The organism is Pseudoalteromonas sp. NEC-BIFX-2020_002 (assembly GCF_013002825.1).
GTDB classification, from domain to species: domain Bacteria; phylum Pseudomonadota; class Gammaproteobacteria; order Enterobacterales; family Alteromonadaceae; genus Pseudoalteromonas; species Pseudoalteromonas neustonica.
Window position 1 is genome coordinate 20294 of record NZ_JABEPJ010000020.1, and the last position, 16247, is coordinate 36540.

Sequence of the window (16247 nt, forward strand, 5' to 3'; positions counted from 1 at the left end):
TCCTGTAAGCTTTAGGGCTGCTCATTATTGGACTGAACTTTTGCCAATATCATGAACCTAACGCACCATACTTACATAATCATGCGTTATTTAAATTGTTATACCCAAACCACTTCAATACATGAACGAGATGAACGATGAAACAATTAATCCAAAATACACTCGCGCCTTTTGCCTTTATTTTAATAATGTTTAGCCATTTAAGTTTTGCAGCAACACCTGAACAAGAAGTTGGGCACTTAATTAGCTTCATCGCAAAAAGTAATGCTGTTTTTATCCGAAATGGTGATAAACACACCAGCCAAGAAGCCGCAGACCATCTAGCCATGAAATACAAAAAAGCACAGCGGTACGCAAAAACAGCAGATGATTTTATCGAAAACTTAGCCAGTAAAAGCTCATGGAGCGGTAAGGTCTACACCGTTATCCTTACTGATGGCACGAAACTCACAGCGAACGACTGGTTGACTGTTGAATTGACGCAATTTAGAGAAACAGAAAAGCCGCAGTAAATGCGGCTTCGATTTCACTCTTAGGAGAGGTGAACAGGTATTCTGTATATTTGACAAGCTTGACTACTGCTAATAGCACTACTTTAAAGTCACACTATAAAATTAATATAGCCTAATATTTAGCTAACACAATGATTTAATAATAATCAAAAAAACTTAACATTCCCATAATGTAAACTAGAGATTACTCATGCTCGATTTAAACACCCAAACCACCTCAAGATATGAACGTCGTTGGGCGATTCACAGGCACTTACTCTCTGCGGGATTACTTTTTAAAAGAGATTACTTTTAAAAAGGGACTACCATTATTGTAAAGTAGCACCTTGATATTAAGATCCTGTGAAACGCTGAAGCCTGCATATTGAGGTAGTTTGATATAAACTCCCACACCTAAGAAAAAGGCCTCGTAAGAGGCCTTTTGTATTTATAGTGCTTTGATATTATCTCCGCTTTTCTTATCTATTAATTTGATAAATGGGTCTACTCCGGCATATTTAGGCAACTCAGTTACTTTTAATATAAGGGTGTTTTCACCCGTTTTAATCTCATGTTTTTGCATATAGATAACAGTATCTGTGTCATGTATCTCATTAGGATCTGCGCTAAATAAAGCAACATCTATCATTTGTATAAGCGGGACATCCACTTCATTACCTTCACCATCGGCATGTTTCTTCGCTGCAGAAATGGTCAATGTAATGGTGTGCTCCTCACCAGCTGATTCAGCCTCTTGTACATCAACATCACTGATTTTTAAATCATATAACGTAATGGCATTAAACTGATCTTCAATAAATGCTTGCTCTTGCTCACTCGTTCCTCGCTTTAGATAGGCAATAAAGTCTAACGTGGTTGGGTAACGTTCTTGCGCATATTGGTAATCTTGTAAAAATGCTCGCAAAGCGGCATTTACGCGCTGCTCACCTAACAAATCATGTATGGCCATCATTACCACGGCACCTTTGTTATAGTGGATATATTGCTGCCCTGCGGCGCGTGCAAGTGTACGTTCCTCATAAGGTTCTGTCGTGCGCCCGAATAAGTAGCGATCAAGTTCGTACTTTAAGAATTTACGCAGGTTGTTTTCACCATACTTTTCTTTCATCACCATGATCGCTGCATATTGCGATAGCATTTCAGATAAAATATTAGAGCCCTCAACGTTCGCGCCTATCACCTGATGTGCCCACCACTGGTGCGCCAATTCATGCGATGTTACATAGTAAGGAAAATTAATATTATCTGGATCACGCGTATCGGTAATAAACCCCATATTTTCAGAATACGGCACTGTATTAGCAAAACTCTGTGCAAAACTACGATAGCGAGGAAACTCAATAATACGCATTTGCTTATGCTGATAGGGGCCAAACTCTTTGGAAAAATAATCTAAAGAATCTTTGGTAGATTGAATCATCGTATCTACATTCCAAGCATGATCTTTATGATGGTACACCTCTATGTTTACGCCATTATGTAGCTCTTTTTTGACCTCAAGCTCCATCGATAGCAAATTATAGAAATGCAACATAGGTGCATCCATTTCATATACAAAAGTTGTGCGACCGTCTTTAGTACTTTGTGATTGCAAGTAACCTGGCACCATCGCAATTTGCGACTCATCGGTGGTAATTGTTGCTGCAAAACTTACATAATTATCCGCAAACAAAGGTTGGTTGTGATACTGCGTTTCTTCAATTTTATTGCCACGCTTTAATTCTGGTAAACCTCTTTGACGACGCTCATTTTTATCTTGTATTTGCTTACCAAAGGAATAACCAAGACTTGGGAACAAAGCCGTGTTATCAATGAATGTACCGTTATACACAAGTCGTTCATCACTGCCTCTATCTACAAACCCTTTAGTATAACGCTCTACGCTCATCACAATTTCACGGCTTTCGTTTGGTTGCATTGGCTGTGCAAAATCCAACCAAGCATGACGGTAAAGTTCGTTCAACTCGCCTAGTTGCCCGCCATCAACTTCAACACTCCAGTTATGAGTATGATCAGGCTTATTTACCAATAATCGCGTAATAGGTTGTTGCGATTTATTCTCTACCTGCATTACCACGGTTGCTGTAATACGGCGCTCTTGAGGATAGATATTTGCAGTAACAACAACATCAGTTGGAATAGGCACGGCTGCATCAACAAATTGACCAAACTCACGCTCATATTGCTCTTGCAAGTCTTCATACTGATCACTGGTTATAAATGGGTTAAGCACCTTTGTGTTGTAGTAAATATAGCTACCCGTACCAACAAAAATAAGTGTTCCACATACCATAACCACTTTACCCGAGTTGCCAAGCTGATAGCCTAATAACTTAACCCGCGCTTTTAAATCTTGCCCAGCCCCACGCGGCCAAAGTGCATAGCTAAGTGCGGCAATGATCATACTAAAACCTAACCAGTACAAATTGTACCAATGTACAGCAGTTAAAAAATGGCCATAACCATTGATATCTGAATAAGGCGCATCTGGCGTGCTACCAATAGCAAACATGTTATGCTCAAAACCATAGTTACTCATCACCAAAGTAGCGATAAAGTAAAGCACATATAAACCCATACCTACGTATTTATTAGGGCTAATTACCTGTAATAAAAAAGCAAAGCCACCTTGGAAAACAAGCACAAGTACAAATAAATAACCGAGCCTTATTACATACTGTGCAATATCAAAGTTCGCCATGCCCATGATCATTTGATAAAACAATGTCACCACAGAACCAAATGCGCATAACAATAATAAAACTGCACTCAACGCTACATATTTAGAGCCCCAGAACACCCAATTCGCAACGGGGTAAGCGTCAACAATTTCGGCCATTCGTGATTCACGATCATGCCATACAAGTTCACCACAATAATAAACGAGTACAATCATCATCAATATGCCAAAGCTACCTTGAATAAGCTCAACCATTCTAAAGGTGACAGGCCAAACATCCGTTCCGTATGCACCCATTGAACCTACTAACGCAGGAATTAATGTCGCTAAAGATAAAATAAGTAAAATACCAAACGAATAGCTTTTTATAACTTGTTTGACTTCAAAAACAGTTCGCGTAGAAAACTGTGACCATGCATTACTTCCCGTCGCCTTTGCCTGTATATTAAAACTAAGAGCGGCTGCAGAATTGGTATTATTATCTTTATTAGCTTTGCCTTTCACTTTTTGCTTTTGCACTAAGTGATGGGATGTATTGAGCGCTGCGGTTACTAATGCCACCAAGGCAATACCGACCCAAATTAACCTATTGTGTAATAGCTGATCAGTTAATGTAATTTCCATCACATTGCGCTGTGCTATTGTCCAATATTCCATTTGCATTCTCATTGCAGACATACCAAACATATCTAAATAAGCTGAGATTTCGCGATATTGAATATCAGAGAAGATATTCGATCCAACCAAATAACTAATAAGTAAGGCAACGGCGACTAGATAGAGCGTCACCATGCTGCGAAAGCGCATTGCTACAGCATTGATTAATGAAGAGATAACAAATAAAGAAGGAACAGCAATATAAAAGAAAGGCACTAAATAATAGCTTAGTTTATTTTCACCAACCATTTCACTATCTAACCAGCCCATTAAGCTACCAAAACCGCTGCCAACCCACACACCCAACATAGTAGTTGAAAACACTAATAGCGTGACCAAATAAGCCCCGATAAATCGACCCGCTCTATACTGAGCGATATTTAATGGCTTACTCAAAACTAGTTCATTGAGTTTACTCACGTCATCACGAATAGCGGAGCTACCGACAAAGTTGACCACTAAAAAAATAGCAAACACCGACATAATCGCAATAACTTGCAAAATTGCGTAAGGAGAATTTATATTTACATTGCTGCTTCCACCTATTTGCACCGAGTCAGACACCGACGCCATAAAAGTAAGGAAAAACAAAATAAGTGACGTAATATAGAATGAGGGCTGACGCATAAAATAGCGCAGCTCAAATCGTACCATGTTAAACAACATAATCAGTATCCTTATGCTGCTTTATTGCGATGTTTATGCAATGTTGAAAAATAGACGTCTTCTAAATCAGCTGGTTTTGACTCAAAACCTTGCGGGGCGTCGTCAGCAAATACACTAAGTAATGTTTTTCCTGCAAACAAACGTTTCGCGATCACAGGTAACGACTGTTCGAGTTCGACAGCTTCAGCTTGGCTCATCGACTTGTGCCATATTTTGCCCTGTAGCGTATTAGTCAGCTCAATTGGATTACCTTCTAGCAAAATTTGACCACTTGCTAACACAGCCATATTCGGGCAAAGCTCAGATACATCTTCAACTATGTGCGTTGATAAGATCACTACTTTACTTTCACCTAAACCAACCAATAAATTATGAAAACGATTGCGCTCTTCAGGATCAAGTCCTGCCGTTGGTTCATCAACAATCAATAAATCAGGATCGCCTAATAAAGCTTGTGCAATACCAAAACGCTGACGCATCCCCCCCGAAAAACCACTCACCGCATTTTTTCTATGGTCGTATAAATTAGTCTGCGCTAACAACCCTTCAACGGCCTCTTTACGTTCAGCTTTGTTGTTTAAGCCTTTTAAAACAGCCATATGATCAAGTAAGTCATAAGCACTAACACGCTGATAAACACCAAAGTCTTGTGGTAAATAACCTAAACGCTCACGCAAGTTTTTAGGCTGTGCTAAAACATCAACCCCATCAAACTCTATGCTGCCGCTGTCTGCTGATTGCAACGTTGCAATTGTACGCATAAGTGAAGATTTACCAGCCCCATTTGGACCCAGTAAACCAAACATCCCTTTAGGTATTGTTAAATTAACACCTTGCAAGGCATGTACACCATTGTCATAGGTTTTAGATAGTTCCGATATTTTAAGCATTTATATGTCCTTTACTTTTTAATTGTTGCCATGTTTATAACACTGAATAGAATTAGGGACAATTAACATTAAATTTTCATTTGCAAACAAGTGTAAACACTGAAACACTCTTGAAACATTTTGCAAATAAACAACAATAAAGGATCATTATGAAAGATCATGCAAGCATCCCTCTAACCGACTTTACCGAATACCCACATGATCAAATGCTGGAGCGCGCCACAGAATTTTTAACCACCAGCCAGCGCCGCCATAGTATTCGCAGCTTTAGCGATCGCCCTGTGCCTAAAGAAATTATCGAAACCTGTATCAAGGCAGCAGGCACGGCGCCAAGTGGCGCAAACCACCAGCCTTGGCATTTTGTTGCTATTCACTCAAGTGATATAAAAAAACAAATTCGTGAAGCAGCTGAAAAACTAGAACGTTCATTCTATGAAGGCCGTGCTGGCGAGGAATGGCTAGATGCACTAAAACCATTAGGTACTGATGCTAGTAAACCCTACCTAGAGCATGCCCCTTGGCTTATTGCGGTATTTAGCCAAAAGAAAGGCGGCTTAAGTACTGATGATAAAAACACGAACTACTATGTACATGAATCTGTAGGACTGGCAACCGGCTTTTTAATTCAAGCACTACACAGAGCAGGCCTTGCAACGCTAACTCATACCCCTAAGCCAATGAGCTTTTTAACCGATATTTGTGGCCGAGATAAAGACAACGAACGCCCCTATATGCTGCTCATTGCTGGTTACCCAAGTGAAGATGCCACTGTGCCGAACCACGCACTTGTGAAAAAATCTCTCGATGAAATAGCCACATTTATTTAGCGTTATTATCGGTTACACAAAACCATTGATACAACAGCCCAATGATCGACTCAACTTTAGGGTCGATCAAATAATAATAAATAGTATGCCCATCACGACGTGTTGCTACTAAATTTGCTTTTCTTAAACTCGCTAAATGCTGAGACAATGCAGATTGTGCCAATGGTACACGTTCATTTAACTGCCCTACACTTAACTCACCTTGTAACAAGCTGCATAAAACCATTAGACGATTTTTGTTCGCCATTAATTTTAAAAACTGCTCGGCATGTTCAGCATTGCTTGCTAGCTGCTCAATATTCATTTTAATAACCGATAATAAAATATGTTTTAAGTATAGACTTTTACATTAGTAAGTTCTAATATAATTTAACATTAGAAAACACTAATATTAAATACAGAGGTCATAATGAAAATAAGTGATGGGATCTTACTACTTGCAGGATCAATGGTGACAATTTCTGTGCTTTTAAGCTACTTTGTAGATAGTCGGTTTATGTTGTTAACACTATTGATAGGCGTAAACCTGATCCAAACAGCGTTTACTAAGTGGTGCCCACTTATAAATTTTTTTCGCAAACGAGGATTTACAGACTAATGCTTACTTCAATTCCAGATCTAATGAAAATAATCACTCCAAATCAACGCCGTATTGATGCAGAGCAAGCCAAGCTAGAACTGGCAGATAATCACGGCTTATTAATTGACGTACGTGAACCTGCTGAGCATGCGACAAAAGCAGCCATCGGTGCAATTAATATCCCCCGTGGTTTACTCGAAATGAAATTAATGGAAATTGAAAAAGACCCAGCACGGCCAATTTATTTACACTGTGCCAGCGGCGCGCGCGCAACCCTAGGTGCAGAAGCGCTAACACGAGTTGGCTACAAAAATGTTACTGTGATCACCTGTAACGCAGAGCAAGTTTGCCAAGTGTTTTAATTGTTATTTAAGTTGGGTTGAGTTGGGTTGAGTACAACGAAACCCAACTTAAACAACTTTTGAGTTATAAATTTACATTAAGTCGTGTTGACCTTTCAGGATAAAAATGGAGTAATCTCCTTAGGTAGCCCATTTGAACAAAGTAAATCTAAAATTTACGCATGCTATCAAAACTTATGGTTGCCATATTTAAGTTCAGATAATAGATAAGTCAGTTATTACTTCTTCTCATCCATCAGCGTCACTAGCATTTGTTCAATGTTCTTCACGCTGTAAGTCAGTGCACGCAGTAACTCCACTTGGTTTTGTGGCTCCTCTCTTTTAGCTTTCGTTGGCTGTGCCCCAGCTAGGTTATCTTTTTGGGCTAAAATTGCTTCGCGAAACTCGCTGGCATCAACCACTCCTAGTAATGAGACTAATGCACCTTGGCTTGACTGCCCTGCGGTTTCAAAACTTAACCTATATAAACCAAACAATCGCATCAGTGGACCTTGGCTTAATCCAACGTCGGTTATTTTTTCAAGCGGAATCGATTTTTCTTCTTTAAAAAATATTCCACGTTTAACGACTAACTTGCGCTCAAGTAGTTCCGCTGACATTGCGGCTAAAATACTGCTACTAACTAGCCACACTATTAAGACAATGACGGGAATTAAAGGAATAGTAACAATACCTAATGTGCTTACACATAAAGCGAACACTAACCAATAAGATTTAATTTTTGGATCGAACGATGCGCTTTTTAAAGTAAAATCAGACATAAAACACCTTATAATTAAATACTTAACTTATCAAAATACGAGCGACATTTACGGCTCATCATTTTCAATAAGTAATACATAACCGGAAACTTGACCAAAAAAATTTGTAATTGGCCCTACATTTACCACTTTCCAACCATCTAGGTTTAGCTTGTATATTCGCTGATTAAGGGCTTCTGTATCTATTCCACCAAAAAAACGGGTCTTTTTAAATTCAATTATTTTTTGCACAACCACTTTTTCACCTTTTATAACTGAAACTCAAAATCATAAAAATGTATGCCACTTTCAATACGAATCACCATTTTACCGCTAAGACCTGCTAGTTCATTACTACCAGAGTCGGGGACTACATTTAAAATTAATGAATCCTGGCCTTTATCCATCGTACCAAAGTGTTGCAATACAAAACTGCCCTGCTTGCCAACAAGCGACCCAACAACTTGCTCAATTGCCACATAACCAGCACTGCCTTGAGTCGTGGTCATTGCGCTAAGCATTTCACCTGTACTCGTTGCATCAAGATCGCCGGTAAATGTTTTATCAATCGACATACGCCCTAAATTTACGCCGTCAATCCCTTTGGCGTAGCCCTCAATTGGATTAAGTTTTACATTGAATTGACCCGTTACGTTATGAGTTACCATACTAGTCCCTTATTTGTTATTTTAATTGGTTATTGAAATTATGATTAAAGTAACCATATCTATACCCTATTCACATAAAAGAATCCAGCATGAGTAATAGTAAAACCGAGCAAAAAGACAAGGCTGCTTTTAGTAGTTTAATTCCGATTTTTCAGTTTATTAAACCTTATAAATGGGTAGTTTTTTCGGCGCTTATGGCGTTGCTCGTTACCGCGGGAGTTAATTTATCTCTTGGCCAAGGAGTTAAATTTGTAATCGACCACGGCTTTATTGCAGGCTCACAAGAGCAATTAAAGCAGGCTGTTTTAGTGCTAATAGGGCTGATCAGCCTATTAGCCATTGGCACCTTTAGCCGCTTTTATTTAATGTCGTGGATTGGGGAGCGCGTTAGTAACGACATTCGCAAAGCGGTGTTTAACCGCATAGTGACTTTGCACCCGAGCTACTTTGAAGAAAACCGCAGTGGCGAGCTAATGTCACGCTTAACAACCGACACCACCTTGCTGCAATCAATTATTGGTTCGTCATTTTCAATGGCACTACGAAGCGCCCTCATGCTGGTTGGTGGCCTAGCCATGCTGTTATTTACTAATTTAAAGCTCACTTTAGTCGTGGTTGCCTGTGTACCTTTGGTGTTAGTGCCAATGATGGTGTTTGGTAAAAAGGTGCGTAAATTAGCCAGCTCTAGCCAAGATGCGATTGCTGATATAAGCACGTACGCCGGTGAGATCATTCAAAATATTAAAGTGGTGCAAAGTTATAGCCACGAACAACGAGAACAACACGCGTTCGCCTTAGAAACCGAGAAAGCCTTTGCCGTTGCTAAAAGCCGTATTAAGCAGCGTTCATTTTTAATCGCCGCAGTGATATTTTTAACTTTCAGCGCTATTAGTGTAATGCTATGGGTTGGCGGCAGTGATGTACTTGCAGGTACGATGAGCGGTGGTGAGTTAGGCGCATTTGTGTTTTACGCCATTATGGTAGCGATGTCAGTGGCAACCGTTGCCGAGGTATACGGTGAACTACAACGCGCAGCAGGTGCTGCAGCACGCTTACTGGAGTTATTGGCCGTCAAAAGCGAAATTGTTAACCCTGACCAGCCCCTTGATGAAAAGCTACATCCTAAACCCGATATTGCGGCAATTGAACTCAACAACATTACGTTTAACTACCCATCTCGTCCTGATGTTAGCGCACTGAAGAATGTATCGCTAACTATTAAGCAAGGCCAAACTGTGGCGATAGTTGGCCCCTCGGGAGCCGGTAAAACAACTTTATTTGAACTACTACAACGCTTTTACGACCCAGCCACCGGCGCCATTGAATTCCACGGAATTGATATAAAAGATCTATCGCTCAATCGGCTGCGCAACAGTATGGGTATGGTCGCACAAAATCCCATTTTATTTAGCTCCGATGTTATGCACAATATTCGCTATGGCAACCCAGATGCGACTGACGAACAAGTCTACGCCGCAGCTAAACATGCCCACGCTGATGAGTTTATCGCGCAACTACCAAACGGTTATGAAAGCTTTTTAGGTGAGCAAGGTGTGCGTTTATCTGGTGGCCAAAAACAACGCATTGTATTAGCACGCGCTATATTAAAAGACCCCAAAATACTGTTACTTGATGAAGCTACCAGTGCCCTTGATGCACAAAGCGAACACCACGTTCAAGCTGCACTAGAACACTTAATGCAAAACCGCACTACGCTAATTATTGCCCATCGCTTGGCCACAGTAAAACATGCTGATGTAATCGTAGTGATGGAACATGGTGAAATTATAGCCACAGGTACTCACCAACAACTATTAACAAGCAATCCGCTGTATCAAAAGCTGTGTGAGCTGCAATTTAATAGGGATTAAAGGGGGGGGGTTAAGCTGGAAGGTAAAAAGTTGTAAGTAAAAAAGGATATGCAGAAATTTTATGTGCCTGTCCCTAATTATTGCGATTGAATCAAAATATGAACTCCGCTATGGTTAAACCATCAAGAAAAATAAATTAAAAACGAGTTATTTTACAGGCTCGTTAGGTGCAAAACAAACTTATGCATTCGAGGCAACTATGGATAAATACAATCCTGAGCAACCAGTAAACTCTAAACATTGGTTAGCACTCGATGAAGCTATACGAATTGAACTGGTTCGTGATTTTCACTCAGAGTTAGGCCTTGAAATGGCTGATGATGCTTTAAGCTTACATTCAACAATCCATGTCCTAGTTGAAAATCAATTAGCTATGGGGGTTGAATTCATACCTGAAACTATTGCTAAACTTACAAGGCAAGGTTTGAATCGACATGAAGCAATCCATGCTATTGGTGCGCTAATTTCAGAAGATATCTTTGATGTTCTAAATGGAAATACAGAAGAGTTTTCTCAAAAAAAGTACAGAAGAAAACTTGAAAAAATCACAGCTAAAAGGTGGCTCAAAGGGCAGTATTAAAATTTGCACCTAATCGCGTAGCCACCGGTCTCTAACCTCCAGCCCCACACCACCCATCATGCGCTTTTTATTAACAGGAAGTGTAATGGGCAGTTCTTCTTCCGCAATGAATATTGATCCAAATAGCTTTCAGCTTTTAAGTTTCATCAGTAAATTAACTTTGTGTATTAGGTACTATTTGAATTTCGACGCGACGGTTTTGAGCTCGCCCGTTGGCGTTATCATTACCTGCTATAGGGCGCGTTTCTCCGTAGCCACGAGTACTGATACGTGCTGCTAAAATTTGTTGATTCACTAAATAGCCCTTAACGCTTTGCGCACGCTGCTGCGATAAGGTCATATTATAGCTGTCTTTCCCTGTGCTGTCGGTGTGGCCTTCAATGCTTAAATATGTTTTTTCATATTTATTCATTACTTTAGCGATAGCGTCCAAAGTGTTGTGAAAGCCAGATGAAATATAAGATTGATCAGTGGCAAAGGTGATATTAGATGGCATAACTAAACGTAGATTATCACCTTCGCGAATAACCTCTACGCCAGAGCCTGCGAGCTCATCGCGAAAGGCCGCTTCTTGTTTATCCATATAATCACCAATCGCAGCCCCCGCTAAAGCACCAATGGCAGCACCAATAAAAATACGTTTATCATCATGATCACCGGTGGCTTTGCCCAATACAGCTCCTGTTGCAGCACCAATTGCAGCGCCAGTTCCTGTTTTGGTGGTTTCACACCCTGTAAGTAATAGCGCTAACGCCGTGGCTGTTACTAATGGTTTGATTATAGTCATGATGTATCCTGCCTATTAATTATTTCAATAACAGCAAGTATGCAAACACATCAATGAACAAACTATGAAGAAGGAGTTAATAAAAGCCCAGGGTTGGCTGTTCAATAGGAGGTAAGTTATAAGGTGCCACAAGATCAGTAAGCTCACCACTTTGCGCCAACAACTTCATATGATGCTCTATTTCGATGGCTAAAGGGGTATTTTTAAATTGACGACTTAATACAAAATAACCATATATAACATCATCATAACGATAAGACATTTTTTTTAATTTATTTATTGGTTGATTTAACACGCTCATAGAGTGTTCAGCGGTCTCCTCCACTGCCACAACCAAATCGACTCGGCCTTTTAAAAGCATATCTATTGCATTCTTTTCAGATAATGCTTCAATTTTTTCTAACTTTTTATCCTGATCAAAACGCTTAAAGTGAGCAGCACCACGCATTACCGCTACTTTTTTGCCATATAAATCACCGTAGTTTTGAACAGCTAACTCACTATCGTGACGACCGTAAAACACAAAAGAAGACGATAAAATCATATACGGGGGCATTAAAAAATGCATTTGAGTTTGACGCTCTACGGTACGGATGAGTCCGCCCATAGCATTTACCTCACCATCCTCAAGCATTTTTAAACAGCGAGGAAAAGGACAAGCAACTAACTCAATCTTAAAAGGGACCCGTGCTTGAATCGCCTCAGCAATATCAACTATTGCACCTGTTATATCACCCTCTTCACTTATCTGACTATATGGGGGAGCATGATCAACGGCTAACGATAGCCTTGGGATAGGGGCAGCCGATACCTTCATCAAAAATGATAAAGCGAATAACGACAGCAATAAAATTTTATCAATTAGGCGCATAACGACCAGTCAAAAGTGTAACTTATGACCATTGTACTAAGGTACAAACGATAAAGACCATATAAATGTCACAAAATTTTGTCATAATGCAATAGCGTATACCCAAAGGATCATAAATATCATGTTGTTAGCTATTTTTAAGCAGTTTTTTTTACTTGGCTGTATGAGTTTTGGTGGGCCTGCCGCCCACCTTGGCTACTTTAAACGTCACTTTGTTGATAATTTAAATTGGTTAGACAATCAACGTTACGCGCAATTGATCAGCTTAAGTCAAGCACTGCCGGGCCCAGGGTCTAGCCAAGTTGGTTTTGCTATTGGCGTAGAGCGCAGTGGTGTACTGGGTGGTATTGCTGCATTTATTGGCTTTACTTTGCCATCATTTCTAATCATGGTGCTATTGGCTATTAGCGCCCATCAATTTGATGCTATTTATTTTGCAATTATCGCAGGCTTAAAGTTGTTTGCAGTTGTAATTGTTGCCGATGCTATTGTTAGTATGGCAAAAAGCTTTTGTACTAGCTTGGCACTTAAAGCGCTTGCTGCGCTCAGCACGTTAACCTTAATTTTACTACCCAATATGACAACGCAAATCGCAGTATTAGTTATTGCAGCAGTGATTGGCGCTATCTGGCCTCTATTAAATTTAGAAAAAAACACTGCCTCCTCTCCCACGACAAAAAGTGGTATAAACTGGGTTGCATTAGCTTTATTTACGTTGTTATTAATAATTAGCTTCATTCCTCTAGGGCAAGAGTTAGGGTTGTTTGCGCCATTTTATCAAGCTGGAGCATTAGTATTTGGCGGCGGGCATGTTGTGCTGCCTCTACTACAAACTGGCTTACCAAGTTTAGGCACTGAACAATTTTTAAGTGCGTATGCCAGTGCACAAGCCGTGCCAGGGCCTATGTTTACCATTGCAACCTATTTAGGCGCACAACTGACAGATACGCAACCTATCATTGGCGCACTCATAGCGACTGTATTGATTTTTTTACCTGGCTTACTGCTTATGCTCGCCTTTCAAAAAAGTTGGCTACAACTGGCACAGCGCCCGCGATTTGCCAGCAGTATAGCTGCACTTAACGCCGCTGTTGTTGGATTTTTAGCGGCAGCACTTTATTCGCCAATTTGGACTTCCGCGGTACATAACATATGGCACATTGCCCTTGTTATTGCTGCATTTGCATGGCTAAGAATGGCAAAGCCACCTATTTGGTGGCTACTGCTTGGGTTTATTAGCGTGGGTCTGCTTCAGTATTATTTACAACTTTAATTGTGGGTTTGATACTTGTAGGTGCACTTGCTGGGGGGCTAAACTGCCCCGTGACACTTTGATACGGGCGTAAATCAAATAGAGGGAGCACTGCAAGCAGATGATCCATAATTTCTGCTTGTAAATGCTCGTAAGATATCCAGCGCTTATCTTCACTAAAGCAATAAAACTCAATTGGCAGTCCATGATTCAGTGGCTGTAATTCACGCACCATAAGCGTTAACGCAGTATTAACTTTACTATGGCGCTTTAAATAACCTTCCGCGTAGCGTCGAAATAATCCCAAATTAGAAACCGGATCGGGTAAAGTACTTAATTTAATGTAATCTTTTAAAACAATTGATTGGCCAATCACTTTCTTCATTTCGTCATCAGCTAAACGAATACTGTTCATATCAATATTAAGTGAGCGCTTAATACGACGACCGCCAGATTCTTGCATCCCGCGCCAGTTTTTGAACGAACCGGCAACTAACATATAGGTCGGAATGGTGGTAATCGTGTTATCCCAGTTACGTACTTTTACAGTATTTAAACCCAGATCAATCACTTCACCATCAGCGCCATAGTTTTCAACTTGAATCCAATCCCCATAAGTTACTAAGCGATTAGCCGCAATTTGAATACTGGCAACAAAACCTAAAATGGTATCTTTAAAAACTAACAAAGTAACTGCGGCGATAGCACCAAAGCCTGAAAGAATATATGTTGGTGATTTCTCTAGTACGATACTGACGATTAAAATAGCGCAAATCATAAAGGTGATTAATTTAACAACTTGAATTAAGCCTTGAATTGGCACCTCTCGCGCAAACTCAAGTTGGTTATAAATACCACCAGCAATACTCACCAAACTACTAATAATAAAGCCCACATGGATAATTAAAATAGTCTGACCAATAGTTTTTAATACCTCTCCTGCAAGCTCACTAACCGGGTATACGCTATCAAACGTGGCTAAAAATAAAACACAGCACAACATACCAGCAAAGCGACGGTTGAGCTTGTCTATCATCGGGGCTAGTACGCCAATTCGTTCAGGAGATAGCTTTGTTACTACTTTTTGAATACCTGGCAACATTAAACGACGAGTAAACAAGTACACTACTAATAAGGAAAAAACACCTATAGATACGGCAGTCAGTGAGCTAAACCACGTAGATTCTGGCATGCCTTCAAACCAAGGTTGAACTAGCTGCTGTAAATGAATTGGAGTCGTCATGGTAATTCAATTTCCTTGCTGCGTGCAGCTATATGAGCTGCATCCTAAATTGCGTTTATAGCGACTAACCTAATTATTAGTTAGCCACAGCTGATTGATATTATCTTAAAAGTACATTTATATTACTTATGCTAATTGCTATTCTGCTTATCGATTACTTTGATTGCTGCTCAAGCTGAGTAAGCTGTTGCTCTTTATCTTGCCACAAACGATTTAGCTCTGATTGAAAGCGTACTCTAAATTCATTATCACCCGTATAATCGCCTATTAATTCTTCACTCACAGGCATTACTTCAACGTGAACATTGATGCTCTTTACCCGCCCGCTGGCAAAATCCACAAATGTTGGGATCCCATCAGGATACTGTATTGTTACATTCACAACTTTAGATATTTGATCTCCCATAGCCTGCATTACAAAAGCAATACCACCTGCTTTAGGCTTAAGCAAATGCGGAAATGGGCTATTTTGGCGCTGATGTTTTGCAGGCGTATAACGCGTGCCTTCTACAAAATTAACAATGCTAACAGGCATCTCTTTAAATTTTTCGCAGGCTTTGCGGGTCGTTTCTAAATCTTTACCGCGCAGCTTTGGATTTTTCTTAAGCTGACTTTTACTGGTACGCGTCATAAATGGAAAATCTAAAGCCCACCACGCTAAACCTAAAATAGGCACGTAAATTAATTCTTTTTTCAAAAAGAAATTTAAAAATGGTATACGGCGATTCAGTAAACGCTGTAACACCAATATATCGACCCAGCTTTGGTGATTAGCGATAATTAAATACCAGTCTTTTAGTTTTACTTGTTCAAGACCTGTCACGTTTAACTTATAGGGCGTAAATACATTCTGAGTTAAAGAGTTACACGTAACCCACATACTCGCGCACTTCTTCGCCGCCCAACTCATTGCTTTTTGCAGTGCTTTAATTGGCAGTAATTTTATTAGGCCAAAGATAAAAATAGGTATAAACCAAATTACAGTATTTAAGGTGTACAATAAAATACTAAAAATACAACGGATCAAAGACATTACTACTTAATTCCTTTCATTAAAACTG

The 16247-nt window shown here is 39.9% G+C and carries 17 protein-coding genes; 7 read left to right on the forward strand and 10 right to left on the reverse strand.

The window, feature by feature from the left end; all coding sequences use genetic code 11:
• The first annotated feature begins 137 nt into the window (after positions 1-137).
• Positions 138-512 (forward strand): DUF5329 family protein, encoded by a 375-nt coding sequence (locus HJP15_RS18175; protein ID WP_054455608.1) that lies wholly within the window; start codon positions 138-140, stop codon positions 510-512.
• Between the two features lie 427 nt (positions 513-939).
• On the opposite strand, the gene HJP15_RS18180 is transcribed toward HJP15_RS18175, so the two are convergent.
• Together HJP15_RS18180 and HJP15_RS18185 are read right to left on the reverse strand one after the other, a co-directional pair.
• The gene (locus HJP15_RS18180; RefSeq protein ID WP_170174292.1) at positions 940-4515 is read right to left on the reverse strand and encodes an ABC transporter permease/M1 family aminopeptidase; all 3576 of its coding nucleotides are present in this window, start codon (positions 4513-4515) and stop codon (positions 940-942) included.
• An 11-nt stretch (positions 4516-4526) separates the two neighbouring features.
• Complete coding sequence (locus HJP15_RS18185) at positions 4527-5405, reverse strand: ABC transporter ATP-binding protein (RefSeq protein ID WP_170174293.1); 879 nt, start codon at positions 5403-5405, stop codon at positions 4527-4529.
• A 149-nt stretch (positions 5406-5554) separates the two neighbouring features.
• Between HJP15_RS18185 and HJP15_RS18190 the strand changes: the two genes are divergently transcribed.
• A complete protein-coding gene (locus tag HJP15_RS18190; protein ID WP_054206398.1) occupies positions 5555-6232 on the forward strand; it encodes a nitroreductase family protein in 678 nt (225 codons plus the stop codon).
• Here HJP15_RS18190 and HJP15_RS18195 read toward each other — a convergent pair.
• Entirely contained in the window at positions 6225-6536 is a 312-nt protein-coding gene (locus HJP15_RS18195) for an ArsR/SmtB family transcription factor (protein WP_170174294.1), read from the reverse strand. The genes HJP15_RS18190 and HJP15_RS18195 overlap by 8 nt on opposite strands.
• Positions 6537-6641: 105 nt before the next feature.
• Here HJP15_RS18195 and HJP15_RS18200 point away from each other — a divergent pair, with 105 nt between their 5' ends.
• Positions 6642-6830, forward strand: coding sequence for a YgaP family membrane protein (locus tag HJP15_RS18200; RefSeq protein ID WP_082355714.1), 189 nt, complete (start codon positions 6642-6644; stop codon positions 6828-6830).
• A complete protein-coding gene (locus tag HJP15_RS18205) occupies positions 6830-7174 on the forward strand; it encodes a rhodanese-like domain-containing protein (RefSeq protein ID WP_054206396.1) in 345 nt (114 codons plus the stop codon). The genes HJP15_RS18200 and HJP15_RS18205 overlap by 1 nt, the downstream gene beginning before the upstream one ends.
• A gap of 218 nt (positions 7175-7392) precedes the next feature.
• On the opposite strand, the gene HJP15_RS18210 is transcribed toward HJP15_RS18205, so the two are convergent.
• From HJP15_RS18210 to HJP15_RS18220, 3 genes are read right to left on the reverse strand one after another with little or no spacing between them, the layout of a single operon-like run.
• Complete coding sequence (locus tag HJP15_RS18210) at positions 7393-7935, reverse strand: PH domain-containing protein (RefSeq protein ID WP_170174295.1); 543 nt, start codon at positions 7933-7935, stop codon at positions 7393-7395.
• Between the two features lie 48 nt (positions 7936-7983).
• A complete protein-coding gene (locus HJP15_RS18215) occupies positions 7984-8166 on the reverse strand; it encodes a hypothetical protein (protein ID WP_054206429.1) in 183 nt (60 codons plus the stop codon).
• Positions 8167-8183: 17 nt separating this feature from the next.
• Positions 8184-8582, reverse strand: a complete 399-nt coding sequence (locus HJP15_RS18220) for a DUF3224 domain-containing protein (RefSeq protein WP_170174296.1) — start codon at positions 8580-8582, stop codon at positions 8184-8186.
• Between the two features lie 89 nt (positions 8583-8671).
• On the opposite strand from HJP15_RS18220, the gene HJP15_RS18225 reads away from it, so the two are divergent.
• Together HJP15_RS18225 and HJP15_RS18230 are read left to right on the forward strand one after the other, a co-directional pair.
• On the forward strand, positions 8672-10453 hold the full coding sequence (locus tag HJP15_RS18225) for an ABC transporter transmembrane domain-containing protein (protein ID WP_170174297.1): 1782 nt from the start codon (positions 8672-8674) through the stop codon (positions 10451-10453).
• Between the two features lie 199 nt (positions 10454-10652).
• Entirely contained in the window at positions 10653-11033 is a 381-nt protein-coding gene (locus HJP15_RS18230; RefSeq protein WP_054455600.1) for a hypothetical protein, read from the forward strand.
• Between the two features lie 154 nt (positions 11034-11187).
• Here HJP15_RS18230 and HJP15_RS18235 read toward each other — a convergent pair whose 3' ends face one another.
• Positions 11188-11820: a YiaD family glycine zipper/OmpA-like lipoprotein gene (locus HJP15_RS18235; protein WP_054206391.1), complete on the reverse strand. Its 633-nt coding sequence runs from the start codon at positions 11818-11820 to the stop codon at positions 11188-11190.
• A gap of 76 nt (positions 11821-11896) precedes the next feature.
• Complete coding sequence (locus HJP15_RS18240; RefSeq protein ID WP_231659096.1) at positions 11897-12691, reverse strand: substrate-binding periplasmic protein; 795 nt, start codon at positions 12689-12691, stop codon at positions 11897-11899.
• A gap of 121 nt (positions 12692-12812) precedes the next feature.
• Here HJP15_RS18240 and chrA point away from each other — a divergent pair, with 121 nt between their 5' ends.
• Positions 12813-13964 carry a chromate efflux transporter gene (chrA, locus tag HJP15_RS18245; protein WP_170174298.1) on the forward strand — a complete coding sequence of 384 codons (1152 nt, stop codon included), beginning with the start codon at positions 12813-12815 and terminating at the stop codon, positions 13962-13964.
• On the opposite strand, the gene HJP15_RS18250 is transcribed toward chrA, so the two are convergent.
• Both HJP15_RS18250 and yihG read right to left on the reverse strand, forming a co-directional pair.
• Positions 13927-15186 carry a mechanosensitive ion channel family protein gene (locus HJP15_RS18250; RefSeq protein ID WP_170174299.1) on the reverse strand — a complete coding sequence of 420 codons (1260 nt, stop codon included), beginning with the start codon at positions 15184-15186 and terminating at the stop codon, positions 13927-13929. The two genes, chrA and HJP15_RS18250, sit on opposite strands and share 38 nt — an antisense overlap.
• 154 nt (positions 15187-15340) lie before the next feature.
• The gene (yihG, locus tag HJP15_RS18255) at positions 15341-16219 is read right to left on the reverse strand and encodes a 1-acylglycerol-3-phosphate O-acyltransferase, YihG family (protein WP_054206388.1); all 879 of its coding nucleotides are present in this window, start codon (positions 16217-16219) and stop codon (positions 15341-15343) included.
• Positions 16220-16247: the final 28 nt, after the last annotated feature.

What these genes read in the sequence shown, in the direction of transcription:
- HJP15_RS18175 (WP_054455608.1), top strand. Translation starts at nt 138, where the DNA reads ATGAAACAATTAATCCAAAATACACTCGCGCCTTTTGCCTTTATTTTA.
- HJP15_RS18230 (WP_054455600.1), top strand. Translation starts at nt 10,653, where the DNA reads ATGGATAAATACAATCCTGAGCAACCAGTAAACTCTAAACATTGGTTA.
- HJP15_RS18240 (WP_231659096.1), bottom strand. Translation starts at nt 12,691, where the DNA reads ATGCGCCTAATTGATAAAATTTTATTGCTGTCGTTATTCGCTTTATCA.
- HJP15_RS18190 (WP_054206398.1), top strand. Translation starts at nt 5,555, where the DNA reads ATGAAAGATCATGCAAGCATCCCTCTAACCGACTTTACCGAATACCCA.
- HJP15_RS18250 (WP_170174299.1), bottom strand. Translation starts at nt 15,186, where the DNA reads ATGACGACTCCAATTCATTTACAGCAGCTAGTTCAACCTTGGTTTGAA.
- HJP15_RS18185 (WP_170174293.1), bottom strand. Translation starts at nt 5,405, where the DNA reads ATGCTTAAAATATCGGAACTATCTAAAACCTATGACAATGGTGTACAT.
- HJP15_RS18200 (WP_082355714.1), top strand. Translation starts at nt 6,642, where the DNA reads ATGAAAATAAGTGATGGGATCTTACTACTTGCAGGATCAATGGTGACA.
- HJP15_RS18180 (WP_170174292.1), bottom strand. Translation starts at nt 4,515, where the DNA reads ATGTTGTTTAACATGGTACGATTTGAGCTGCGCTATTTTATGCGTCAG.
- HJP15_RS18235 (WP_054206391.1), bottom strand. Translation starts at nt 11,820, where the DNA reads ATGACTATAATCAAACCATTAGTAACAGCCACGGCGTTAGCGCTATTA.
- HJP15_RS18205 (WP_054206396.1), top strand. Translation starts at nt 6,830, where the DNA reads ATGCTTACTTCAATTCCAGATCTAATGAAAATAATCACTCCAAATCAA.
- yihG (WP_054206388.1), bottom strand. Translation starts at nt 16,219, where the DNA reads ATGTCTTTGATCCGTTGTATTTTTAGTATTTTATTGTACACCTTAAAT.
- chrA (WP_170174298.1), top strand. Translation starts at nt 12,813, where the DNA reads ATGTTGTTAGCTATTTTTAAGCAGTTTTTTTTACTTGGCTGTATGAGT.
- HJP15_RS18195 (WP_170174294.1), bottom strand. Translation starts at nt 6,536, where the DNA reads ATGAATATTGAGCAGCTAGCAAGCAATGCTGAACATGCCGAGCAGTTT.
- HJP15_RS18225 (WP_170174297.1), top strand. Translation starts at nt 8,672, where the DNA reads ATGAGTAATAGTAAAACCGAGCAAAAAGACAAGGCTGCTTTTAGTAGT.
- HJP15_RS18210 (WP_170174295.1), bottom strand. Translation starts at nt 7,935, where the DNA reads ATGTCTGATTTTACTTTAAAAAGCGCATCGTTCGATCCAAAAATTAAA.
- HJP15_RS18220 (WP_170174296.1), bottom strand. Translation starts at nt 8,582, where the DNA reads ATGGTAACTCATAACGTAACGGGTCAATTCAATGTAAAACTTAATCCA.